Origin of the sequence: Rhodococcus sp. NPDC059968 (assembly GCF_042738615.1) — a bacterium.
Lineage (GTDB): Bacteria > Actinomycetota > Actinomycetes > Mycobacteriales > Mycobacteriaceae > Rhodococcus_F.
Map to the genome: position 1 here is coordinate 14,619 of NZ_JBHWUE010000039.1, position 24,195 is coordinate 38,813.

At 69.4% G+C, this 24,195-nt stretch carries 17 protein-coding genes; 1 reads left to right on the top strand and 16 read right to left on the bottom strand.

The features are described from left to right. Window positions 1-136: 136 nt before the first annotated feature. The 8 genes from ACFWAY_RS27520 to ACFWAY_RS27555 form a co-directional block, all read right to left on the bottom strand. Window positions 137-2,572: a CaiB/BaiF CoA transferase family protein gene (locus ACFWAY_RS27520; protein ID WP_378512875.1), complete on the bottom strand. Its 2,436-nt coding sequence runs from the start codon at window positions 2,570-2,572 to the stop codon at window positions 137-139. Window positions 2,573-2,621: 49 nt separating this feature from the next. Continuing rightward, window positions 2,622-4,073 (bottom strand): aldehyde dehydrogenase, encoded by a 1,452-nt coding sequence (locus tag ACFWAY_RS27525; protein ID WP_378512876.1) that lies wholly within the window; start codon window positions 4,071-4,073, stop codon window positions 2,622-2,624. Between the two features lie 28 nt (window positions 4,074-4,101). Next, a complete protein-coding gene (locus tag ACFWAY_RS27530) occupies window positions 4,102-5,286 on the bottom strand; it encodes a transporter (protein WP_378457795.1) in 1,185 nt (394 codons plus the stop codon). After that, entirely contained in the window at window positions 5,283-5,714 is a 432-nt protein-coding gene (locus ACFWAY_RS27535; RefSeq protein WP_378457794.1) for a Zn-ribbon domain-containing OB-fold protein, read from the bottom strand. The genes ACFWAY_RS27530 and ACFWAY_RS27535 overlap by 4 nt, the downstream gene beginning before the upstream one ends. Then, window positions 5,711-6,028 carry a hypothetical protein gene (locus ACFWAY_RS27540; protein ID WP_378457793.1) on the bottom strand — a complete coding sequence of 106 codons (318 nt, stop codon included), beginning with the start codon at window positions 6,026-6,028 and terminating at the stop codon, window positions 5,711-5,713. Before ACFWAY_RS27540 ends, ACFWAY_RS27535 begins: the two co-directional genes overlap by 4 nt. Before the next feature lie 86 nt (window positions 6,029-6,114). Beyond that, window positions 6,115-7,602: an acetyl-CoA acetyltransferase gene (locus ACFWAY_RS27545; protein ID WP_378512877.1), complete on the bottom strand. Its 1,488-nt coding sequence runs from the start codon at window positions 7,600-7,602 to the stop codon at window positions 6,115-6,117. Then, the gene (locus ACFWAY_RS27550) at window positions 7,599-8,636 is read right to left on the bottom strand and encodes an LLM class F420-dependent oxidoreductase (RefSeq protein WP_378457791.1); all 1,038 of its coding nucleotides are present in this window, start codon (window positions 8,634-8,636) and stop codon (window positions 7,599-7,601) included. Before ACFWAY_RS27550 ends, ACFWAY_RS27545 begins: the two co-directional genes overlap by 4 nt. A 44-nt stretch (window positions 8,637-8,680) precedes the next feature. Then, on the bottom strand, window positions 8,681-9,490 hold the full coding sequence (locus ACFWAY_RS27555; protein ID WP_378457790.1) for an enoyl-CoA hydratase/isomerase family protein: 810 nt from the start codon (window positions 9,488-9,490) through the stop codon (window positions 8,681-8,683). A 133-nt stretch (window positions 9,491-9,623) separates the two neighbouring features. Between ACFWAY_RS27555 and ACFWAY_RS27560 the strand changes: the two genes are divergently transcribed. Then, window positions 9,624-10,424 carry a glucose 1-dehydrogenase gene (locus ACFWAY_RS27560; RefSeq protein ID WP_378457789.1) on the top strand — a complete coding sequence of 267 codons (801 nt, stop codon included), beginning with the start codon at window positions 9,624-9,626 and terminating at the stop codon, window positions 10,422-10,424. Between the two features lie 64 nt (window positions 10,425-10,488). On the opposite strand, the gene ACFWAY_RS27565 is transcribed toward ACFWAY_RS27560, so the two are convergent. From ACFWAY_RS27565 to ACFWAY_RS27600, 8 genes are all read right to left on the bottom strand, one after another. After that, complete coding sequence (locus tag ACFWAY_RS27565) at window positions 10,489-11,232, bottom strand: SDR family oxidoreductase (protein ID WP_378457788.1); 744 nt, start codon at window positions 11,230-11,232, stop codon at window positions 10,489-10,491. 5 nt (window positions 11,233-11,237) lie between these two features. Beyond that, entirely contained in the window at window positions 11,238-12,761 is a 1,524-nt protein-coding gene (locus ACFWAY_RS27570) for a class I adenylate-forming enzyme family protein (protein WP_378457787.1), read from the bottom strand. Window positions 12,762-12,906: 145 nt separating this feature from the next. After that, window positions 12,907-15,039: a molybdopterin-dependent oxidoreductase gene (locus tag ACFWAY_RS27575; RefSeq protein ID WP_378457786.1), complete on the bottom strand. Its 2,133-nt coding sequence runs from the start codon at window positions 15,037-15,039 to the stop codon at window positions 12,907-12,909. Continuing rightward, window positions 15,036-16,658, bottom strand: coding sequence for an FAD-dependent oxidoreductase (locus ACFWAY_RS27580; protein WP_378512878.1), 1,623 nt, complete (start codon window positions 16,656-16,658; stop codon window positions 15,036-15,038). The genes ACFWAY_RS27575 and ACFWAY_RS27580 overlap by 4 nt, the downstream gene beginning before the upstream one ends. Beyond that, entirely contained in the window at window positions 16,658-18,898 is a 2,241-nt protein-coding gene (locus tag ACFWAY_RS27585; RefSeq protein ID WP_378512879.1) for a molybdopterin-dependent oxidoreductase, read from the bottom strand. Before ACFWAY_RS27585 ends, ACFWAY_RS27580 begins: the two co-directional genes overlap by 1 nt. After that, window positions 18,895-21,024, bottom strand: a complete 2,130-nt coding sequence (locus tag ACFWAY_RS27590) for a molybdopterin-dependent oxidoreductase (protein WP_378457783.1) — start codon at window positions 21,022-21,024, stop codon at window positions 18,895-18,897. Before ACFWAY_RS27590 ends, ACFWAY_RS27585 begins: the two co-directional genes overlap by 4 nt. 4 nt (window positions 21,025-21,028) lie before the next feature. Then, window positions 21,029-22,435, bottom strand: coding sequence for an MFS transporter (locus ACFWAY_RS27595; RefSeq protein WP_378457782.1), 1,407 nt, complete (start codon window positions 22,433-22,435; stop codon window positions 21,029-21,031). Window positions 22,436-22,523: 88 nt separating this feature from the next. Next, entirely contained in the window at window positions 22,524-24,065 is a 1,542-nt protein-coding gene (locus ACFWAY_RS27600) for a class I adenylate-forming enzyme family protein (RefSeq protein WP_378512880.1), read from the bottom strand. Between the last annotated feature and the right edge of the window lie 130 nt (window positions 24,066-24,195).

The window sequence follows — 24,195 nt, forward strand, 5'->3', positions numbered from 1 at the left end:
CTCGAGTCTTTCGATATCGACCCGAACCCTGGTCAATGATCTCGATCATGTAGCAGCTCAACGGATTCCGGACAATTCTGCATCGCCTGGTTCACGTTGACACCGGCAGGATCCGAAATGAACTGTGCGGGTCTTGTCACCTCGCAGCAGTCGCGGTAGATGCTGCCACCCCGATCAGCCGCCGAGCGGCGGCGGGCGGTTGCAGGATTCCTTCCGCCACAAGATGATCCACCTCGTCGGGCGTCATGCCCAGCAGCTCCTCACAGATCTCGCGGGTGTGCTGCCCGGCAACCGGCGCCTGCCGCAGCGGCGGATCGGGGATGGTCGAGAATCGCGCGACGCGGGCCGCGGTGGGCAACGCCTTGGGGAGCAGGTCGTGGTGCGTGGCAGTGTAGGCCACCCTGGCCGCCAGGTGCGGATCGGTGAGCAGTTCGGGAAGGCGAAGCATCATCCCGGCCGGAACGCCCGCCGACTGCAGCTCCGCGACGGCCTGCGCGGGAGACCGCGTCCGCAACCATTCCTCGAGAACGTCGTCGACGTCGACTCGGTTCCTGATCCGCTCGGCCCGTGTGCGGAACGCCGGAGCATCCGCCAGTTCGGGCCTGCCGATCGCGGCGCACAATCGAGCCCAGTCGTCGTCGTCTCTCACCGACACGACGCACCATTCGTCGTCACCTGCACAGGCGAAGACTCCGGAGGGCGCCGCGAAGGCATCGGAGTTGCCGGGTGCGGAGACGGTGCCGGGGCGCAGCGATTCGGTCACGAGTTGAGCGCCGAGCTGGACGAGCGCGGTGTCCGCCTGCGCCACCTCGAGCGCCGCCCCCTTGCCCGTGCGCGTGCGCTGGATCAGCGCCGCGAGCACCGCGATCGCCGTGACGTGGGCCGCGATGTGGTCGGGGTAGACAGTCGAGCCGTCGCAGAGCAGTTCCTCGTTCCCGGGGTACCTCCACAGCGCGGACACACCGCACGCCGCGCGAACCAGGGGGCCGTACCCGAGCCGGTTGTTCCACGGTCCGGCACTGCCGAACGCGCTGCTCTCGGACACGATGATGCGGGGATTGAGTGCGGCGAGCTCGTCGTACGAGAGTCCCATCGACGCGAGTGTGCCGGGCTTGAAATTGGCCAGAACCACGTCGGCCTCGACGACGAGGCGACGGAACAGCTCCCCGCCCTCCCGGCTGCGCAGATCCAGACCCAGGCTGCGCTTGTTACGGTGCCCCCAGGCCACGGAGGCGGCCAGCGCGGCGCCGCGCTTCGACTGGCGCAGCCCGTCGGGGAACTTGGCGTTCTCGACCTTGATGACATCGGCCCCGTAGTCCGCGAACTGGCGGCTCAGTTCGGCACCGAAGACGATCACGCCCAGGTCGAGGACGCGAAGACCTTCGAGGGGCCGCGAGCCGGGCTGCGCCGTCCCGGAAGGCTCGCCGGTGTGGGTCTCCCACTTCGCCTCCGGCGAGCTGTCATGCTCCCCGACCGCGGGCGCTGGGGTCCTGATTCCGAGGCGTGCGCCGTCGACCGACACGTACCCCGTCGGAACCCGCGCGTGCACCCCATCGGCGATCTCCACGTCCGCGAGCGCACCGGCCACGTCGAAGTGCTCGGTGGTCAGCACTTCCCCGAGCGAGAGGACGCCGCCGACCGGCACTCCCCTGGCCGCACCCTCCGCGACGAGTTGATCTCGGGTGCGGGTCGCGAAGAGCACCTCGATGAGGGGGTGCAGGGTGTCGGCGGCGGCGAACCGGGCCGGAATCGTGTCGTACTTCGGATCGGCGAATTCTTCGGGCTCGCCAAGCCATGTGAACATTCCCCGCCACTGCCGCTTGGCCAGCAGGCAGATCCGCACGTGTCCGTCGGCGCACGGGAACACCGGGTAGAAGTTCGACGCGTCCGGTCGCCCGCGGGGAAAGTCGTCGGAGCGTCCCGCGGCCGCGGAACCCTGCGTCCCGAAACCGGGATCGAAGCCGTGGACGAGCGCTTCGAAGGCGGACAGATCCACCACTTGGCCGCGCCCGGTGCGGATCCGATCGTAGTAGGCGAGCAGCGCCGACCAGGCGGCGTGCATCCCCACGGTTTCCTCCACCAGACCTGTCGGAGGAAGCAGGGGTTCGGCTCCCGGAGCGCCCGAGCGGGACAGCACACCACTGAGCGCAAACAGCACCTGCTCCGTGGCCGCCCAGTCCCGGTACGGTCCGGTCTGCCCGAACGGGGTGACCGACACGCACACCAGTGCCGGTGCGAGAGCGGAGAGTTCGGCCGTACCGACTCCCCGCGCACTCAGCAGTCCCGGAGCGTGCGATTCGATCAGGATGTCGGATTCCGCCGCGAGTCGCCGGAGCCGGTCCCGGCCGGCGGCATCGTCGACGTCCACGACGATGCCCCGCTTGTTCGCGTTGCGGAGCGCAAACGGGATGCTGACACCGTCCACCACGGGCTCCGCACGACGTGAGCGGGCGCCGCCCGGACCTTCCACCTTCGTCACCTGCGCACCGAGGTCGGCGAGGTACCGGCCACACGATTCGCCGAGGCCGTCGGTGAGGTCGAGAACGCGGACACCGGTCAGCGGTAGCGTCATCGTCTGCTCCGTTCGATCATGTCTGATAGTCGATGAATAGCGTTTTTGTTCAGCGTGTTCCGAAGTAGACGGACTTCGTGGCGAAGTACGGGTGCAGGCCCTCCGGCCCGAGTTCGCGTCCGAGACCGGAGGACTTGACTCCGCCAAACGGTGCATCGAGGTCGAGGGCGTAATGGTTGACACCGACGGTCCCGCTGTGGATGCGGGCGGCCAGTGCGAGGCCGCGGTCCTCGTCGGTGGTCCAGACCGTACCGCCCAGGCCGTATTCGGAGTCGTTGGCGATCGCGACGGCCTCGTCCTCGTCCTCGTAGGGGGTGATCGCCAGAACGGGCCCGAAGATCTCCTCCTGGGCGATGCGGGCGGAATTGTCCACGTCCACGAACACGGTCGGTTCGACGAACCAGCCGAGGGGTTGCGAAGCTGGTACGCCCCCGCCGGTAGTCGTGCGGTAGCCCGCACTGCGCCCGTCCTCGATATAGCCGAGCACGCGCTCGCGCTGGGCAGAGCTGACCAGCGGACCGATCGCGGTGGTCTTGTCGAGTGGATCCCCCACGGCGAGGCCCCGGACGGTCTCGGTGACCGCCTCGACGACCTCGTCGTATCGTGCTCGAGGGGCGAGGATCCGGGTGCTGGCATGACACGTCTGACCGTTGTTCACCAGCGAGACCTCGGCGAGGTTCGCGGCGAAGACGGACAGGTCGGCGTCGGCACCCACGATCGCAGCGGACTTTCCGCCGAGTTCGAGAGTGACGGGGCGCAGCAGCCTGCCACACACCTCGCCGATCGCTCGTCCCGCCGCCGTCGAACCGGTGAACGCGACCTTGTCGACCCCCGGGTGCTGCACCAGGTAGGCGCTCGCCTCGCGGCCCGCGGGCACGATGTTCAGGACGCCGGGAGGCAGACCGGCCTCCTCGGCGGCATCCGCGAACGCGAACGCGTCGAGCGCGGTTTCGGGGGCGGCCTTGAGCACCACGGTGCAACCGGCCGCGAGCGCGGGCGCGATCTTCATCGCGGCGAGGGGTTGCGGGTAGTTCCACGGGGTGATCGCGGCGACGACCCCCACCGGCTCCCGCCGGACCACCGTGCGCCCGCCGAATGCGCTGGGACGGACGTCCTCGGACGCCGCGTCGCGGACGAGCGCGGCGTAGTAGCGGATCATGGCGGCGGGCCCGAAACCGTTGACCCCGGCGGACAGTGAGATCGGCATACCGTTCTCGCGGCTCACCAGGGTCGCGGTGTCGCGACCGCGCTTCTTCAGGGCGGACGCGAAAGCGTCGAGAACGTCTGCGCGAGCGCGGTTGTCGAGTTCGCCCCATGGTCCGCGGAGTGCGTCGCGTGCGGCGGAGACGGCGGTGTCGATGTCGGCGGCCGAGGCGACGGCCGAACGTCCGAGCACCTTCTCCGTGGCAGCTTCGACGACGTCGACCGTCGCACCCTCCTGCGGGGCGACCCAACGGCCACCGATGAACAGCGCGTCGCGGTCCACAGTCATGTTGTCCATGTCGATCCTTCTCACAGAGTCGGTGGTGCTACAGCACGTCTTCGTGGGCGAAGAGCGTCGAGCTGACGAGCGGCGCCATCGGACCTCCGATGAACAGTGACGTCTTGGCGTGTGCCACGGGATTGGTCGAGGTTCCCCGGATCTGCCGCACCGCCTCGACCGCGAGGCCCATTCCGTTGACGAACGAGTCGGCGATGTTGCCACCGCTCGTGTTCACGGGGAGCTTGCCCACGCCCGCGGTGAGATTGTCGACGGTGAGGACCTCGCCGGCGGCGGGACCGGACGGCGCCAGGCCGTGGTCGATGAGGGCCGCGACGGCGGGCCCGCTGAAGTTCTCGTACACCTGGACGACGTCCACGTCGTCGGGTCCGAGACCGGCGGCGGCCCACAGCCGGTCCGCGACGCCGGGCCGGCCCGCGGTGCCCGCGAATCCCGCTGTGGCGTACTGGTCGTCGTTGTCGATGATCGAGGAGTAACCGCCGGGGGCCCCCTGGGCGCCCGCGAGGACATAGGCGGGATCCGGTCGCAGCGACTTCGCCCTGTCGGCGGAGACCAGCACCACCGCGACGGCTCCGTCGCTCTCCCGCGAGCAGTCGTACAGGTGGAACGGTTCGGTGATCAGGCGGGACGACTCGTACGTCGCCTCGTCGAGCGGCTTGCCGTAGCCCTGTGCGGTCGGATTGTTCTGGGCGTGCCGGTACGCCGCGAGTACCAGGGCACGCATCGTCTCCCGTGGCACTCCGTCGTGCTCGAGCAGTCGTTGTGTCCGCAACGCACATACCTGGGCGGGCGAGCCGACGCCGTGCGCGAGGAAGTGCGGACCGTAGTGGTACTTCGCGTATCCGAGACGTCCGGTGTCCGCCTGCGCCATGGCGCGATAGACGACGACGCAGTCGGCCTGCCCTGCGGCGATCGCGACAGCGGCATTGTTGATCGCGGCGGCGACCGTTCCGCCGCCACCGCCCCACATCATGTTCGACCACCGGACGTCGTCGACCCTCAGCGCGCCGCCGATGACCGCACCGTCGTGGCCGCCGCCCGCGTAGGACACGAATCCGTCGAGCTCGCGCGGCGAGATGCCCGCGTCGGAGCACGCGGCGAGGATCGCCTCGAGGGCCATCCTCAGTTCGCCCGCCGGGGCCTCGCCGCGGCGGTAATGCAGTTCGGACACGCCGACTACGGCGGCCGCCCCGCGCATGGTGAGTGCACTCATGCCTGCGCTCCTTCTGTGGATCGACGCCAGCGCAGCAGCGGCCAGGTCGCGCCTTCGTCGTGCTCGATGTGCCCGACGACCGGGTCGCCGATGCGGATGGCGTCGGTGTCGGCGCCGGTCAGTATTCCGAGCACCCGGCGGTGCCCGGCCTCGGGAAGCTCCACGAGGACCGTCACGTACGGGACCCGGTCGGCCAGTTCGGTGATGAACGGGTACCAGCTGCGGGACCAGCTGTACACGGTGCCGACGGGCGTCACGGCTTCCCAGTTCGGGTCGAGGGTGTGGCAGGACCCGCAGACCCATTGCGGTCCCCAGATCCAGGTCTTGCAGGTGCCACAACGCTGGAGTCGCAGCTCACCTCGGGTGAGCCCGTCCCAGTACGGTTGGTCGAGGCCGTCGGCGGACGGTCCCCACGGTTCGTCCGTCATGCGGGCTGCCCTTCGTCCGCGGGGAAGTTCTCGAGGGCCGCGGCCAGCCACCGGCCGTCGTGACGCTCCCAGATCGATCTCAGGCCGATGACGCCGTTCGGGGTCGTGTACACCGTCTCGCCGATGCGGCGGTCACCGTCGGCCCGGACGTCCTTGATCTCGAATCCGTCGACGTCGCCGCGGGGAACGGTGACGCCGTCGAACACAGCAGGCAGATTCGCCTGCACCATGTCGGCCAGGGCGGCCTTCATGTCTCCGGACACCACGTATCCGACATGCCGTTCATACAGCTCGCGGAAGTCTTCGACAGACATTCGAAACTCCTTTTCTCCGTGAGGCCCTCACGCCTCACGGCGGATGCTCTCATTGCCAATACCTTATGTCGTTAGGTACACCGGAGTCAATCGTCCGCGAACCGGAATGTCCCGTCGGCGGCGACGGCCACCTCGTCCCGCGCGACGTCGACGCTGATCAGCCGGTCGAGAGCGTCCGCTTCCGTCGTAGTGGCCAGTGTGCGTTCACCGGTCCCGGTCCGCACCGCCACGAAGCCTCGCTCCGGGGCCCCCTCCCGCCCGTGCACCACGGTCCAGGACTCGATCGAGCCGGTCCCGTCGTAGCTCGTGAGCGCTGCGGTGGTCGGTTGCGCATCGACTTCGGACTGAACGTCCTGACGCCGGAACCCGTCGCTCGGCGGCTCGGTCCGATAGACACCGAACGCGTGCTTGGTGAGGTAACCACCGTTCGCCGTGATCAGCCCGTACGTCCCGGGCGACGCGCGCAGTCGGGTGGCCAGCGTGGCGATCGCGTGGGTGCTGTAGTTGTTCCACGGGCCACCGGCGAAGGTGAGGCCTCCCGTCAGCGTCAGCGCTCGACCGGGATCGTCGAGCGGTAAGCCCAACTCGGCCGCGGCCACCTGGACGGCCGACGGGAAGCACGAGTACACGTCCACGTGCGCGACGTCGTCCCGACCGATCCCCGACAGTTCCAGCGCCCGGGCCCCGGCGATCCGGATGGCGGGTGACCGGTCGAGCGCATCCCGCTCGGAGATGTCGTACGCGTCGTGCGCCTCGGTTCCGGCGTGCGGGAAGACCCACCGGTCGCGCGAAATTCCAAGGCGGGTGGCGACCTCGACCGAGCAGAGCAGCAGCGCCGCACCCTGCTCCACCATGTTGTTGGAGTTCATCAGCTTGGTGTACGGCCGGCTGATCCACCGATTGTCCTCGGACGGCGTGACGATCTCGTCGGCCGTGTATTCACGGGCGGTCCAGGCATACGGGTTCGTCGACGCCACCTTGCTGAAACCCGACCAGAGTGCGCCGATCGCCGCACGGTGATCGTCCACCGAGCGTCCCGACGAGATCCGGAGGGCCTGTTCGAACAGGGGGTACACATACGCCGGCCGGTCGAGGCCGATCCTGGCCTGACCGTCGAAGACCATCGGAACCTCGGGAACGAGGATCTCCGCGGACGGAACCGAGTCGTCCTGCACGGTCCACTCCGGGCGAACGCCCTGCGAGCGCAGCTTCATCCGGGTCCGCCACGACTCGGCGCCGCCGACGAGGACCACGTCGGCGCGGCCCGCCGCGATGTCCTCGGCTGCCCCGTTGACGAGGACCTGCGGGCCGCTGCCGCCGCTGCCGGTGTAGCCGGTGTGCCGGACGGCGGCGCCAATGCGTTCGCCGACCAGTGCGCCGGGGTCGCGATAACGCCACGACAGCATGCCGATCAACCGGACCGAATCGACGAGTTCGAGCAGGCGGGACGATCCCGCTTCGGCGGCGGCGGCGCGGGCCGCCGCGACGATGAGATCGACGGGCTCCACTCCCCCGGTCCGCTCGTTGATCTGTCCGCCGCCGACGAGGATCGGGGTTCGCGGATCGAGTGTCACGACATCACCGCCTCGAGGATGCGTTCCCGATTCTCCGGCCTGGGCCAGCCGCCAAGGATCAGCGTGGTCAAGCAGGTGGGCTTCCAGCGGTTCACGATGTCCTCACAAATCTTGTCGGCGGGTCCGATCAGCGCGACGTCCTCGACCATCTCGGTCGGAACAGCCTGTGCCGCGAGATCGGGCCGTCCGCGCAGGTACAACTCCTGGATCTCGGCACACGCGTCGGCCCAGCCCATCCGGGTGAAGACGTCGTTGTGGAAGTTGGCGCCTTTCGCGCCCATTCCGCCCGCGTACAGTGCGACGACGGGTTTGATCTTGGCCGCGGCCTTCTCCACGTCGTCGTTCTCGATCAGCCAGCACACGTTCGCGATCTCGAAGTCCGACTGCGTCCGGCGTGCCCCGTCCCGGCCGAACCCCTCGGCCAGCGCGGCGCGGTAGAACTCGTCGCTCTTGGGTGAGAACCACAACGGGGTCCAGCCGTCCGCGATCTCCGCCGCCAGCGCCACGTTCTTCGGCCCCTCGGCCCCGAGGTAGACCGGGATGTCTTCGCGCAGCGGGTGAACGATCGACTTCAGCGGCTTGCCCAGGCCGCTGCCACCGGCGAGGGGGAGCTGATAGTGCCGCCCCTCGTAGGTCACGGGCTTCTCCCGAGCCCACACCGCGCGCATGATCTCGACGTACTCGCGGGTCCGCTCGAGCGGGCGGGGATAGGGTTGCCCATACCAGCCTTCGACCACCTGCGGGCCGGACGCGCCGATACCGACGATCACCCTGCCCCCGCTGAGGTGGTCGACCGTCTGCGCGGCCATGGCCAGGGCGGTCGGCGTCCGCGCCGAGATCTGACAGACCGCGGTTCCGAGCTTGATGGTGGAGGTGCGCGATCCCCACCAGGCCAGCGGCGTCAGCGCGTCCGATCCGTAGGTCTCCGCCGTCCAGAAGCTGTCCACGCCGAGCGCCTCGGCCTCGCCGAGCATACGTTCGACGTTGCGCGGCGGTCCGGATTCCCAATATCCCACGGCGATACCGACTTTCACCGTCGCCCCCCATTCTTGTCTCGACTCGTCACAGCTGTCGCCCTTCAATGGTTCTGATAGACCGGCGGGCGCTTCTCGAGAAACGAGTGCACGGCTTCGCGGTGGTCCTTGGTCATGGCGGCGAGGATCTGGGTCCGGTTCTCCAGGTCGATCGCGGCGCGCAGGCTCGGAACCTCGAGGTTGGACCACATCACCTCCTTGGTCATCCACACGCCGAACGGGCTGTTGCGCGCGATGTTCTCGGCGGTGTCGAGCGCCGCGTCCAGCAGTCGCTCCGCCGGTTCGACCGACGACACGATGCCGACGCGCTCGCACTCGGCGGCGTCGACGGGGCGTCCGGTGAGGAGAATCTCTGCCGCCCTGGAGAATCCGATCATCCGGGGCAGCAACCAGCTGACGCCGATGTCGCAGCTGGACTGTCCGCGGTTGATGAACGACGCATGCAGTGCGGCGGTGTCGGCCATGAGCCGGACGTCCGCCATCAGCGCCAACGCCATCCCACCTCCCGCGGCGGCGCCGTTGATCGCGGCGATCACCGGCGGCCTGGCACCGCGGAACGCCTCGACGAGCGATGCGATGTGCTGCTGGACGCGCATGCCCGCCTGCGCCCTGCCCTCGCCGTCGGCCGCGCCGGGCGGGGTGCCGTAGCCGCGCAGGTCGATTCCCGCGCAGAACGCCCGCCCGTTCCCGGTCAGCACTATCGCGCGGGTCTCGGAGTCGTGGCGGACGTCGGCGAGTACCGCGTGCAGCGCCTCGACGAGTTCGACGTTCATTGCGTTCAGGGCGTCCGCGCGGTTCAGGCGGATCAGCAGAACGCCCGGCCGCGGCCGTTCGGTCAGTATCAGTTCGGACATCCGGGGCCTTCCCCTCGTCTGGTTCCGACGGCCTCCACTTCGCATTGGCACCGTCGACATATCAAGCTAATACCTTTAGGTTAATACCTCAAGATCCACTGTTCGGACGGACGTCGAGGAAGGACACGACACAATGACGGAACTGCACGGCAAAGTGGCGGTGGTGACCGGTGGTGCGAGCGGAATCGGGGCTGCGACCTGCACACTTCTCGCGGAGCGGGGTGCTCGGGTGGTGGTCACGGACATCGACGACGAACGCGGCGAGGCGGTCGCGGCCACCCTCGGCGAACACGGCGTCTATCTGCACACCGACGTCACCCGCGAGGAGGATGTCGCGGCGGCGGTCCGCACCGCGACCGAGCGCTTCGGACGCCTCGACGCGATGGTCAACAACGCCGGGCGGGTCGGCGCCTGGACGTACGTCGCCGACACCACCGTCGACGAGTGGGACTCCTCGTTCGCCGTTCTGGCGCGCAGCGCCTTCCTCGGCACCAAACACGCCGCCCGGGTGATGCGTGAGCAGGGGTTCGGCACCGTCGTCAACGTGTCGTCGGTGGCGGGCGTGCGCACCGGCTTCGGCCCGCACCCGTACGGCGCCGCGAAAGCCGCCGTGCTGCAGATGACCCGCAGCGCCGCACGCGAACTCGCGGAATTCCACGTCCGGGTCAACGCCGTCACCCCGGGTGGGGTCGCCACCCGCATCGTCGGCCACGGCGCCGGGCTGGAGGGCGGCGCTCTGGACGCCAGCGTCGACAAGGTACGGCAGGGGCTGGCGTCGTTCCAGCCGATCCCCCGCGCCGGCGAGGGTCACGACATCGCCGGCGCCATCGCCTATCTGGTCTCCGACGACGCAACATTCGTGACCGGGCAGAACCTCGTCGTCGACGGGGGGCTGACCCTCGGGAAGGCGTGGCCCGCCAACTACAGGCGCTGACGCACCCGTGCGCACTTCCGGTAGTCCTGGCTACCAAAAGTGCGCACGGGCAGCGGAGCTGCCTTCAGATGCCGACCGGACCGCCGAGCCATACGCCGACCTCCTCCCCGGACACGTGCCTGCCGTCCTCGCTGACGAGGAAGGACACAGTCGACGCAATCGACTCGGCCGGGATGCGCGGCCAGTGGGCGGCGAGGGTTTCCACCGCGTTCTCGCCGCCGGAGCTGATGATGTCGGTCTCGACGAATCCCGGCATGACCGTGTTGACCGTGATGCCGCGGCGCGCCACCTCGAGCGCCATCGACCGGGTCATGCCGACCAGTCCCGCCTTCGCGGCAGAGTAGGCGCTCATGCCCGGGGACGGTCGTCGCCCGCCGGACGGGCTGCTGACGAAAATGACGCGGCCCCAGCCGCTGTGGTACATCGCGGGCAGCGCGGCGTGGGTGCAGTAGAAGGCGCCGCTGAGGTTGACGCCGATCACCCGGTCCCAGTCGCTCGGCGACTGCTTGCGGGCCGCGCCCGCGATGTTCATGCCCGCGTTGTTCACCAGCACCGTCGGCGCGCCGAGTTCGGCCGTGGTCTCGGCGATCAACTCCTCGGCCTGCGCCGCGTCGGACACGTCCGCGCGAATCGCCGCCGCCCGGCCGCCGCCGGCGACGATCTTGTCCACCACATCCTGCGCGTCCGCCGCGCTGGACGAGTAGTTGACGGCGACCGCGAACCCGTCGGCCGCCAGCCGACGGGAGATCGCGACCCCGATCCCGCGGCCTCCACCGGTCACCACCGCCACCCGCTGTTGCTGCGCCATCGCCGTCACCGCACCTTCGGGTAGGTCTGCGGAACATCGGAATACGTCTCCCGCAGATCCCGTTTGGAGATCTTGCCGCTCGCCATCCGGGGCAATCCGCCGTCGACGAACACCACGTACCGTGGCACCTTGTAGTCGGCGAGGTTCTTGTTGCAGTACTCGACGATGTCCGCCTCGGTGATTCCCTCGGCCTTCTTCACGATCGCGGCCGGGGTCTCGCCGAACCTCTCGTCTGGCACGCTGATCACCGCGACCTCCTCGACACCGGGCAGCCGGTTGATCACCTGCTCGATCTCCGCGGGCGAGATGTTGAGGCCACCGGAGATGATCATGTCCTTGAGTCGGTCCACGAACGTGAGGTAGCCGTTCTCGTCGAGCTTCCCGAGGTCGCCGGTGTGCAGCCAGCCGTCGATCAGCGTGGATCGGGTAGCGTCCTCGTTGCGCCAGTACCCCGGCATCATGCCCGGGCCTCGCAGCAGGATCTGGCCTACTTCTTCAGGGGCGCAGTCCTTTCCGTCGGCGTCGACGACGCGGATCTTGGTGAAGATGCCGCCGAACCCGCACTTGTCGGGGTGCTCGGCGGCCTCGTCGCGGGGCATCGCGGTGGCCGACCCGCCGATCTCCGTCTGCCCGTAGATCTGCCGCAGCTGGACGCCCCGGGCGAGCCACGTACCGACCAGTGCCGACGGCACCCGGGCACCCCCGACGTGGGCCGTGGTCAGGTGGCTCAGGTCCGCGTCCGCGAATCCGGGCACGCGGGCGATCTGCTCGAACAGGATCGGCGGTCCGGTCAGGGTGGTGGCACGACTGTCGATCATCACCCGCAGCGCGGCCTCGGGGTCGAACCCGGGCTGCAGCAGAAGGGTGCCGCCGTGCAGCACGGTCCGGGAGATGCCCCAGATGATCCCGGCCGCGGTGAACAGCGGCAGCACGAGCAGCGGACGGAAGCGGTTCTGCTCGATCGGCTCCATCAGCGCCCACTCGTGCATCTCGCCGGCGATCGTCGCGTGCGTGAACACGACACCCTTCGGCTTGCCCGTGGTGCCGCTGGTGAACACGATCGCGGTGGGCGCGGACTGCTCCGTCACCGGCGTGCGGAACGGCAGGTGCGTGCCGCCGCGGAGTGGCCGCACGTCCCGCTCGAACTCCACGACGGCGAAGGTGCCGCGCGCCGCGTGCACCTCGTCGAGACGCGGGCGCAGGATCCCGTCGCAGTACACGACGGACGGCTCGCAGTCCTCGATCAGGGCGGTCAACTCACCGGCGAGCATCCGCTGGTTGAACGGCGCCGAGATCGCGCCCACCTTCATCGCGCCCAGCGCGGCCACGCACCACTCGAGCGAGTTGGTTCCGAGGAAGCTGACCCGGTCCCCGGCCGTGACGCCGCGGGCGGCGAGGTCGTGGGCGACGCCGTCGGCCCAGGTGTCGAGTTCGCGGTAGGTCACCACGTCGCCGGCGAAGTCGATCGCCGGCTGGTCGGGGACGGTTCGCACCCAATAGGTGAGTGCGTCGATCACGGTTCCGCTCATGGAATGCCTCCCGGAGGTATCGGCGCGGCCGGTGTCGGTCCGGCCGCCGCGCAGGACGGTGCGGCCATAGGTCCACACAGCATGCTCTGCGTCACAACGGTAAATCTAAAGACATTTGGTTCAGATGACAAGATTCACGCTAGGTTCAGCGCCGGACCACGTCGACATTGATCCCGGTGAGCTGCGACTGGTTGCTCAGCGGGTCGTAGCCGTCACGTCCCGTGGGAGCGAGCCGGTTGACGTTCACACCCGGATTGCGCCTCGCGACGTCCAGCCCTCGGGCCGTGCCCTGACCCCAGCCGTGTGTCATAGCCACGACCCCCGGACGAAGGGTGTCGTCGCACACCAGCACCGCGTCGACCTCCCCGTGCCGGTTGCGCACGGTGACGTCATCGCCCTCGACGAGTCTCCTGTGCCGCGCGTCGTCCGGGTTCATCCACAGCGGATTGCTGTGGTGGACACCCTGTTTAAACACCGGAAGGTTGTGCAGCCAGCTGTTGACCATGTAATGGGTGCGCCGGGTGATCAGCTTGAGTTGGTCGGCGGGCTCCGCGGCCAACTCTTCGAAGATGCGCTCGACGGTCCGGTACGAACGCCGAAAGATCCTCGGGCAGCAGTCGATCAGGCCGTCCTCGTGCTGAACCGCGATGTCGAAAACGTCGGAGGGCACGGCCTCCGGCAGCACCGCCGTCTGGCACGGCATCGTCGCGAGCACGTCGATGCTCAGACCCGATTCCCGCATCACGGCGTCCACCGCTGCGAACGGATTCGGTTCCGGCTCGTCGAGCAGTGTCGGGACACCCATCTCCTGCTGAATGCGGGACAGGATCCACCAATCGTCGCGACGCTCCCCCTTCGCAGGCACCACCGCGGGCGTGTACTGCACGTAGGGTTCCATCGCGACGCCCATGGTGTTCAGGAAGTTGACGTCCTCCCGCTCCAGCCAATCCGTGGCCGGCAGAATGTAGTCCGCGACCTCTCCGGTAACCGTGCGGTACAGGTCGACCGTGACGATCAGATCGAGTTGCCCGAGCGCGCGGCGCAACCGCTCGTCGCCACCGACCGACAGCAGCGGGTTGCCCGACACCACGATCAGCGCGCGAATCGGGTCGTCGGGGTTCTCGATGAACTCCGGCAACAAGGCTGCGGGCAGATCACCGCTCACGGTCCGCATCTCCCCGAACGGGCTCTCGAAGAACGGGTCCTCCCGCTTGCGTTTCGAGTTCTGCACCACGTCGGCGACGCCGCGGGAGTAGATGTTGCCGCCGCGCCTGCCGAGGTTGCCGGAGAACAGGCTCACCATGGTCAGCATCCAGTAGGCCAGTGCGCCCTGACGGCCCTGGTTCACACCGGTGGCCATGTAGATGCTCGCACTCGGCGCCGCACAGAAGTCTGCCGCGACCCGGCGGATCGCGTCGGCCTCGATTCCGGTGACCGCGGCAACCCGGTCGACGGGATACCGCCGGACGAAGTCGAGCAGCTCGTCGACGCGTCGCGCGTGACGTTCCACCTCGGCCCGGTCGTACCCGATCCGGAAGACGATCTCGTGCAGGATCCCGGCGAGGAAGTAGAAGTCGCTGTCCGGCTTGATCAACAGCACGTCACCGGTCTCCGGCGACGACGACTCGATGCGGCGCGGGTTGACGAACAGCACGGTCCCGCCGCGCTTGTTGACCGCCCGGATCTTGGCCATCGGATCCGAGATGTGGATCAGCGTCATGTGCGAGACCTGCGGATTGCTGCCGAGGCACAGGAAGTAGTCGGTGTGCAGCAGGTCGGGGATCGGATGTGCCATCGACGCGCCGTAGATCGCCTCGCTGGCAGCGTATTTGGCGGACGTGTCCTGCGTTCCGGCACTGAACCGCATTCGGGTGTCGAAGCCGCGGGCGATCGTCGCGGCGTTCGCGTAGTAGGCGCCGTTGAACGCGGACGGATTGCCCTGATAGACGGCGAGGGCGTTGCGGCCGTGCTCGCGGCGCACTTCCTGGAGTCGTGCGGCGATCTCACGCGCCGCGACGTCCCACTCGACGTGCTCGAAGACACCGCGCTCCTCGCTCCGCGGGTTCGTCCTCTTCAGCGGCCGGTCCAGCCGGTCCGGATCGTGATGGACCTGGAGGTAGTGCACGCCCTTGTGGCACGAGAACCCCCGATGCACCGGATGGGTCTTGTCGGGCTGCAACCGGACGACCTCGTCGCCGCGTACCTCCGCGAGCAGTCCGCACCCTGGCTCGCAGATCCGGCAGAACGTGTGCACGTGCGTCGACTCGGCCGGGCTCATCTGCTGGCCGCACCAGCGACGACGGCCGCCTCGCCGGCATCCACGATCTTGATGCGCGGCCGGCCCGCCTCCCGCCCCCGCTCACGCTCGAAGCGGTCGATCGCGCGCCAGTCCGCGCCACCGAGGGCGTCAGGTCGCCGAGCCCGCACCAGCGCCGTCAGGTCCGCCGCGGCCGCGGTCCGCGCGGCGAGCAGACCCGCGTGGTGATCGTCGAGCAGGGCCTCGACGGTCTCAGCGGCGCAGTAGCGGTTGGTGCCGATCACGCCGGTCGCACCCCGCTTGATCCAGCCCGCCACGTACTGGCCGGCGACGGGGTGCCCGGTGCCGGGTTCGACGACGCGGCCCGCGGCGTTGGCCACGGTTCCGGCGGTCTCGTCGAACGGGAGGCCGGCGATGGGCAGCCCGCGGTAGCCGACTGCCCGGAGTACCAGCCCGCACTCGATCCGGTCCACGGTGCCTGTGTCGGTCACCGTCAGGGCCGCGGTTCGGCCGTCGCCCATCACTTCCCGAGGGGCGGTGCCGAAGCGCAGCACGATGCGCTTGTTCCCCGGAGTCGCCTCCCGCCGGGAGTACTCGTCCAGGATCTTCAACTTGGCCGGTGCGTCCGGGCCTGCCGTCACCGGGCCGTCGACGAGGACGTCGAGGCCGGGCAGCGAGCCGAGCGCGAGCAGTTCGGGGGTGGTGCAGGCCGCGTGCTCGGGTCCACGTCGGCCGAGCACCACCACTTCCTCGATCCGGCTGCCGGCGAGTGCGTCGAGCGCGTGATCGGCGATGTCGGTGCGGCGCAGCGTCTCCACGTCGGAGACGAGAATGCGGGCGACGTCGAGCGCGACGTTGCCGTTGCCGACCACGACGGCGCGCGACGCGGTCAGGTCGAACGTGCGGTCCGCGTGGTCGGGGTGACCGTTGTACCAGGCCACGAACTCCCGGGCGGCGTGGCTGCCCGGCAGGTCCTCGCCGGGGATGCCGAGGCGGCGGTCCCCGGCCGCTCCGGACGCGTGGATCACCGCGTGGTGGTGGGCCAGCACCTCGTCGATCGTCACGTCCCGCCCGACCTCGACGCCCAGGTGGAACGTGAAACCGTCCCGCCGCGCGGTGCGGTCGAACACCCGGTCCACCGTCTTGGTGTGCCAGTGGTCCGGCGCGACGCCGAACCGCACCAGTCCGCCCGCGACGGGCAGTCTCTCGAACATGGTGACCTCGGCCGCGATGTCGCGGCGGGCCAGCAATTCCTCGGCGGCGTAGAACGCCGACGGTCCGGATCCGACGATCGCCACCCGCAGCGCCGGGGGGTCGGCGACGCCGGCGGTCGCGAGTGCGAGAGGAAGCGGCTGCACGTGCGCCCCCGGCGCCGCGGTGCGCGGATTCCGTTGGAAGTACTCGGCATTGATGTCGCGGTACCGGTCGATGTCCGGCGCGGCCGCGTCGCCGGGGACGATCGCGTCTACGGGGCAAACATCGGAGCAGGCTCCGCAGTCGATGCAGGCGGCCGGATCGATGTACAACATCTCGGTGCGCTTGTACTCCCGCTCGGCGGGGGTCGGGTGGATACAGTCGACCGGGCAGACCGCGACGCAGGTCGCGTCGTTGCAGCAGTTCTGGGTGACCACGTACGCCATCAGGGATGCTCCTCGCTCGTGCGCGTCACCGTGACCGGGACGCCGTTGAAGATCGGGGACGCCGTCAGCGCCTCGAGGTCGGTGGTGTCGTCCACCAGCGCGTTGTAGTTGCTGCCCGGGACCGAGGCCGACCGGGACGTCCGCAGTCCCGGCCCGTCGTGGCCCCACCCGTGGGGCATGCTCACCACTCCGGGACGCAACGCGTCGTCGATCCGCAGTTCCGCGGTCACGGTGGTGACGCGGGAGGTCACCGCCACCCGGTCGCCGCCGACCAGGCCGCGCTCTGCCGCGTCGTGCGGGCCGATCAGCAGCGCGCACTGGCCGCCGTCCGTCTGCGGCAGCGCGTTGTGCAACCACGAGTTCATGCCCCGACGCTGGCGCCGGTTGATCAGCAGCAGATCCGGGGCCGGCCTCGCGATGCTCGCGCGCAGCCGCGGCAGATCCGCGGCGATCATCTCCGGCATCAGGTCGATCCGGCCGTCCGGCGTGCGCAGCACCTCCGGGAGGCGCGGCAGCAACGGCCCGTAGTCGATGCCGTCCGGATTGTCCTCCAGCAGCGCGAGGGTCAGCCCGTCCGGATCGCGGCCGAAGCGGTCACCGTACGGTCCGCTGCGCAGCCGCAGGTCCAGCAGACGCTGAGGTCCGTGGCGGCCGACGGTACTGCGCAACGCGCGTTCCGGCTCGCAGCCGACGAGTCTCGCGGCGCGCCGGGCCGCGACGGCGGCCACCTCGTCGTCCATCTCCTCGACCGGACGGTCCGGGGTTCCCTTCGCGATCCCGGCCAGCCGCAGCAGGATCTGCCATTCCGCCAGTTCGCCGTCGGCGAGGTCGAGCAGCGGCGGGGTGTAGCGGGCGACGTTCCGAATCTGGAAGTGCGCCAGCGTCACGTCGTGGTGTCCCCGGGTGGTCACCGGGGGCGGGGGCAGGATGACGTCGGCTTGCCGGGTGGTCTCGTTGAGATAGCAGTCCACCGAGACCATGAACTCGAGCGCACCGAGTGCGTCCTCGATCGCGCCGCTGTTGGGCAGGGACCGGGCGGGGTTCCCGGCGAGGGTGATGAGCGCCCGGGTGCGGCCCGGTCCCGGCGTGAGGATCTCCTCGGCGAAACACACCGCGGGCAACTCCCCCATCGCCTCCGGCAGGCCGCGTACCCGGGACCGCCACCGGTCGAATGTCAACGCCGGCGGTCTGGTCACCGGCCAGGTGTTCTGCCCGCCGGCCGGCGGCAGCGCGAACATCGCACCGCCGGGGCGGTCCAGGTTGCCGCTCACGATCGTAAGTACCTCGACGAGCCAGTTCGCAAGGGTGCCGAACTCCTGCATGCAGGTGCCGATCCGCGAATGCGCCACCGCCGCAGGCGCCGCGGCGAACCCGCGGGCGACCGTCCGGATCAGCTCGGTGTCCACCCCGCACGCGGCGGCGACTGCTTCGGGGTCGAACTCCGCCGCCATCGCCAGCGCGTCGTCCAGACCGTCCACCATCGCCGGGACCAGTTCCGGTCGGGCGCGTCCCTCGGAGGCGATCACCGCGAGTACACCGAGCAGGAACAGAGCATCGGTGCCGGGGCGGATCGGCACGTGCAGGTCCGCGACCTCGGCGGTGCGGGTACGCACCGGGTCCACCACGACGAGGGTGCCGCCCCGCTCGCGCAGCGCCTGCAACCGGTGGTGCATGCCGGGGGCGGTGACGGTGCTGCCGTTGGAGACCATCGGATTCGAGCCGAGGATCAGAAGGTAGTCGGTGCGGTCGAGGTCGGGCAGGCTCATCCCCAGCCCGGTGCCGTACAGCAGCATGTGCGCCAGGTTCTTCGGCCACGTGTCGACGCTGGCCGGCGAATAGATGTTCCTGGTGCCGACGGCGCCGATCAGCTCGCCCAGGTAGAAGGTGGCGTCCAGGTGGTGGGCGGCCGGGTTGCCGTGGTAGATCGCGCAGCTACCCGGATCACCGGTGACGAATTCCGGTAGCCTGCTCTCGATCTCGGCGAACGCCTCGTCCCAGGTCGCCTCGCGGAATCCACCGCCCGCGGTGCGCAGAAGCGGTGTCCGGATCCGGTCCGGGTCGCCCTCGATGCGCCCGAGGCCGAGCCCCTTCGCGCAACTGTGCCCGGCGCTCATCACGTCGTCGGGGTTCGGCGCGACCCGCACGATGTCGCGGCCTTCGAGTTCGACGAGCAGACCGCAGGTCGATTCGCACAGTGGGCAGATGCGGTGTCCGGCTTTCGGTTCGGTGTCGGTCTTCACACGTCCTCCTCGGGTGCGGCCGGCCCGACCGCGACGGGAACGGCGGTCATGGTCGGCATCGCGTTGATCGCCTGCACTCCGTCACCGGTTCCGGTCAGCACGTTCACGTTCACCCCGACGTCGTCCCGCGGGTCGACGCTGCCGAAGCAGTGTGTCATCGACACGGTGCCGCGGGCGAGGGTGCGGTCCGCCCGCGCGGTCGCGCGCAAGCGTCCGGCCGCCGAGCGCACGGTCACCTGCTGTCCGTCGTCGATCCCCAGAGCGGCGAGGTCGTCCGGGTGCAGACACGCCGGATTGGCACCACCCGGAACGAGCCCCGGCACCCTGGTACCGGTGGAGTTCACGGCCTCGCGTATCCGGCGCACCGTCAGGAGGAGCGGAAAGTGTTCGACGACAGCCGTGTCCGCCAGCGCCGCGCGCAGCTCGGCGCGCACGTCGGCGGGCATCAACATCAGCCGGTGCCCGGCACCGTCCTCGGTCACCGGACCCACGACTGCGCCACTGGGGCCCGCAAGGTGTCCGTGCGGGGCGCCGACCACGTCGGCGAACGGGACCCGTCCCCGCTCGGCCGTCATCGCCAGCATCTGCTCGGACGTCGGCGGCGCGTCGGGATCGAGAATGCGGCCGGCGAACTTCACCGGCTGCCCCGAGGCGGCGGCGAGGTCGAGGAAGAACCGCCAGTCGTCGACGACGCCGGGCGGCGCCGGCACGACAGCGGGGGTGAACTGCGCGAACGGACGCGGGAAGAACGGTTCCATGATCGCGGTGTGATCGGGGCGTTCGTACATCGTGGTCGGCGCGATCACGTAGTGCGCGAGCCGTGCGGTGTCCGACATGCGCGGGTCGACGCACACGAGCAGGTCCAGTGATCGCAACGCGCGCAACGCCTTCCCGCGGTCGGGGAGAGCCGCGGCCGGGTTGCCGCCGGAGACGATCAGCGCCCGCACGCGGTCGGGGCCGGGTTCGAGGATCTCGTCGGCGAGGATGCCGGACGGCAGCTCACCGCGCATCGCCCGCACCCCGTCGATGCGGCTGCGGAATCCGTGCTCGTAGGCCCGGGTGGGCGGGGTGACCTCCGCGCGGGCGGGCACGTGGCGGGTGAGGACGGCGCGGTCGTCGGCCCGCTCCCCCTCGCGCAGGTACCGGCCGCACACCACGTTGAGGGCGGCGACGAGGTGCTCCGCGAGGTTCGAGTGCGGGCCCATGCACAGCCCCGTCCCGCTGGTTGCCATCCCCCGGTTCCCGCCCGCGAACATCCGTGCCGCGACGCGGACCCGGTCGGCAAGGATGCCGCAGATCCGCTGCACGACGGTGGGAGTCACGTCAGCCACCGCGTCGACGAGACAGGCCAGGTCGGCGGTGTACCGGCGACAGAAGTCGGCGTCATGGAGATGTTCGGTGAGGACGACGTGGAGGAGACCGGCGAACAGTACTGCGTCCGTCCCCGGTCGGGGCGCCAAGTGCACGTCCGCCAAGGCCGCGGTCTCGGTACGCCGCGGGTCGACGACGATCAGCCGCAGTCCCCGCTCCCGTGCGGCCCGCAGGGTGACGGACGGGTTCTGCACCACCGCACCGTCCCCGTCGCCACCGTTGCCGGAGACGACCGGGTTGGTGCCGGCCAGCAACCACACGTCGGCGTCCTCGAACCGCTGCCGGCCGCCCCGGTAGGTTCCCATTCGTTCGGCGACAACCCACTTCGCGGACTGGTCGATGGTCATCGTGGAGAACAGCTTGTGCGACCCGGTGCCCCGGAACCAGGCCCTGGCCATCGGTGGGGTGAGTGCGGCGAAGTTCTGCTGCGTTCCCATGAACAGCGCGACCGAATCCGGTCCGTGGCGGTCCACGATGATGCGCAGCCGGTCCGCGATGTCGGTGACGGCCCGCGCCACCGGCACCGGCGCGTGGGTGCCGGCGGCGGTACGCCGCATCGAGGTGGTCAACCGGTCCGGCCCGTGGACCAGATCGCCGCCGCGACGCCCCTTGGGGCAGGTGTACCCACCGGAGATCGGATGGTGCGCGTCGCCGAGAACCCGTGCGATCCGCCCGTCCTCGACGTCGAGCAGGACCCCGCACGAGGAGGCACACAGCCTGCAGAACGAGGTACGCCGGGACGTTACGGGTGGCATCGGTTCAGTGCGCCTCGGCCGGCACGGCCGCCGACTCCGCGACCCCGGCCACGGTGCGTCCGCGCAGACGTTCCCGCACGAACAGCCCTCCGAGAGTGAGGACGGCCAGGGCGGTCGGCACGATCATCAGCAGGAAGATGGTGCGGGCGTCCATTCCGGCCGCGATCAGGGCGGCGCCGAGTGTCGGCCCGGCGATCGATCCGATCCGCCCGACTCCCATGGCCCAGCCGATCCCCGTCGAGCGTGCCGCCACCGGATAGATCGAGGCGGCGATCGCGATGATGCCTGCCGAGCTGCCCGACATTCCGAATCCGACGACGCAAATCGTGATCAGCAGCAGCGTGGAGTTCGCCAGGAACATCGCGACGGCGCCGATGAACAGTGCCCCGACGGTGTAGCCCGCCATCACCACCGCGTAGGCGGCGTCCGAGCCCCGGGACCGGGCCCACGCGGCGCCGACCCGGTCGGTGATCCACCCGACGGACAGCGCGCCCGCCATACCGCCGAGATTGAACAGCGCGGCGGCGAGGATCGCGTGGGACGCGCTCTGCCCGGCCTGACTGAACAGCGACGGCATCCACCCGAACAGGAAGTAGATCACCAGGAAGTTGATGACGAACACCACCCACAGCAGGATCGTGTCCAGCGCCCGACCGCCGGCGAAGAGTTCCCGGATGGGCGATTTCGTGGCCACCGTGGCATCCACCGTGAATGTCACCGACGCGCTGATTCCAGCGTGTGGGGCGATCGCCGAGAGGATCTTCGCGGCGCCTGCGTGATCACCGCGGGCAGCGAGGAACTTGCCCGACTCCGGCAGCCCGGCCCACGCCAGGGCCGCGACGATCAGCGGAAGGACGCCGCCGGCCACGAAGATCGACTGCCACCCGTACGTCGGGATCAGTTGAGCGGCAGCGAGTCCGCCGAGGAAGCCCCCGAGGGACATGCCCGCAACGACGATGGTGACCATGGTGGAGCGGCTGCGGGCGGGGCTGTACTCGCTGGTCAGTGCGATCAGGTTCGGGGTGACGCCACCGAGCCCGATTCCGGCGAGGATGCGCAGCACGATCAGCACACCTATCGACGGCGCGAACGCGGACGCGAGCGTGAACACCGCGAACAGCACGGTGCACAGCAGGATCACCCGGCGCCGGCCCCACCGGTCGGCGACCGGACCGAACAGCAGGCTGCCCACGACCATCGCGCCGCTGCTGAGTGCCAGCAACAGTCCGAACGACGCCTTGGACAGGCCCCAGTCCTCGGACAGCGCGGGAATCGCGAATCCGATCAGCTGGGCGTCCATGCCGTCGAGGATCGCGAGCGCCAGGCACAGCGCGATGGCACGCTTCTGGAGGGCCGACACCGGTGCGGTGTCGATGAGTTGGGAGATGTCGACTTCACGAGTGGGGGCCACGACGTGTATTCCTCTCGGGTGGGGGAACCGCGGGGGATGAAGCCTCGAGCTGGATGGGCAGGCCGAAGGCGTGCCTCGAAGTCATGCTTCAGACCGGCGTGACGGTGCCGTCGACCGCGAGCGCGCCGGCGGGTACCTCGGGAAAGCGCTGGCGCAGTGACGGTTTGGCGAGCTTGCCGGAGAACGTGCGCGGCAGCGGCTCGCCGAGGGCGACGGCATGCTTGGGGCGCTTGAACTTTGCCAGGTTCTCGCCGGCGACCTCGGCGATGTCGGCGACGATCTCGGCGGCGGGACGCTCGCTGTGGAACACCACCATCGGCACCTCGCCCCACCGGTCGTCCTTGACCCCGATGACGGCGAGATCGACCAGACCGTCGATGCCGTGCAGCGCCTTCTCGATTTCGGCGGGGTAGACGTTGAGTCCGCCGGAGATCAGCATGTCCTTGCTGCGGTCGACGATCTTGAGGAATCCGCCCTCGTCCTGCATGCCGAGGTCGCCGGTGCGCAGCCACCCGTCGCCGAGGGTCGCCTGGGTGGCCTCGGGCTTGTTCCAGTACTCCCGCAGCACGTGCTCGCCGCGGACCAGGATCTCGCCGACCTCGCCGGCCGGGGTATCGACTCCCGGTTCACCGATCCGGATGTGGGTGCCGACCAGCGGAAGCCCCGCGAAACCGGGCCGCGACACGGCGTCCTCGTAGGCGAGGGTCGAAACCATGCCGGATGCCTCGGTCAGGCCGTAGCACTGGGTGAGCGGGATGCCGTGCGAGCGGTAGTAGTCGAGCAGGTCCAGGCTGACCGGCGCGCCGCCGGTGCCGGCGAAGGTGAACTTCGCGAGCTGACGGGCGCCGAAGTCCGGCAGCATCGTCATCCGTTCCCAGATCACCGGGACGGTCGTGGTGGCCGTGATCTGCTCGCGTTCGAACGTGTCGAGAGCGATCTCCGGGTCGTACTCGCGCAGCAGGACCATCGTGGCGCCGGGCACGACGACGAGCTGCATGAAGATCGACAGGACCGAGCCGGTGTACACCAGCGGGGCAGAGCACAGCACCCGGTCCCGATGCGAGAATCCGAACGTGATCGACTGCGAGATGCCTGGGGTCATCGCGTTGCGATGGGTGATCAGGGCGCCCTTCTGCACGCCGGTGGTCCCCGAGGTGTAGCAGATGAAGCCGGGGTCGTCGGCGGCGATGGCGACGACGGGCGCGGTTCCGGGGTCGATCAGCCGCTCGTACGGCGGATGGGCACTGCCCCCGATCGCGTAGGTCTCGAACTCCGTCTGCTCGGCGGCGACCTCGAGCAGCGGCGCGAAGCCGTCCTCGACGATCACCACGCGCGGCGCGGAGTCGACCACCATCGGCGCCAACTCCTTGGCGGTGAGCCGGAAGTTGAGCGGGACGCTGATCGCGCCGAGCTTGAGGGTCGCCAGGATGACATGCGCGAGTTCGGGACGATTGAGCATCATCACCGCCACGCGGTCGCCCTTGCGGACTCCACGGGCCGCCAGTCCGCGGGCGAGCGCGTCGGTGATCGCGTCGACCTCGGCCCAGGTCTGCGATGTGTCCCCGAACACGATGGCCTGCTGCTGCGAACGCGTCTTACCCCAGAACCGGGTCAGGTCCGCGAGATTCATCTGTGCTCCTCATGCTCGTCAGCCGGGTGTGACCACCCTCACTTCGTGTGCCGTAAACCTAACAGCTGTAGGCGAATGACGCAATGCTCGATTCGGAAATTTCGGGCACCCGGTAGAACCGGCCGTTCGC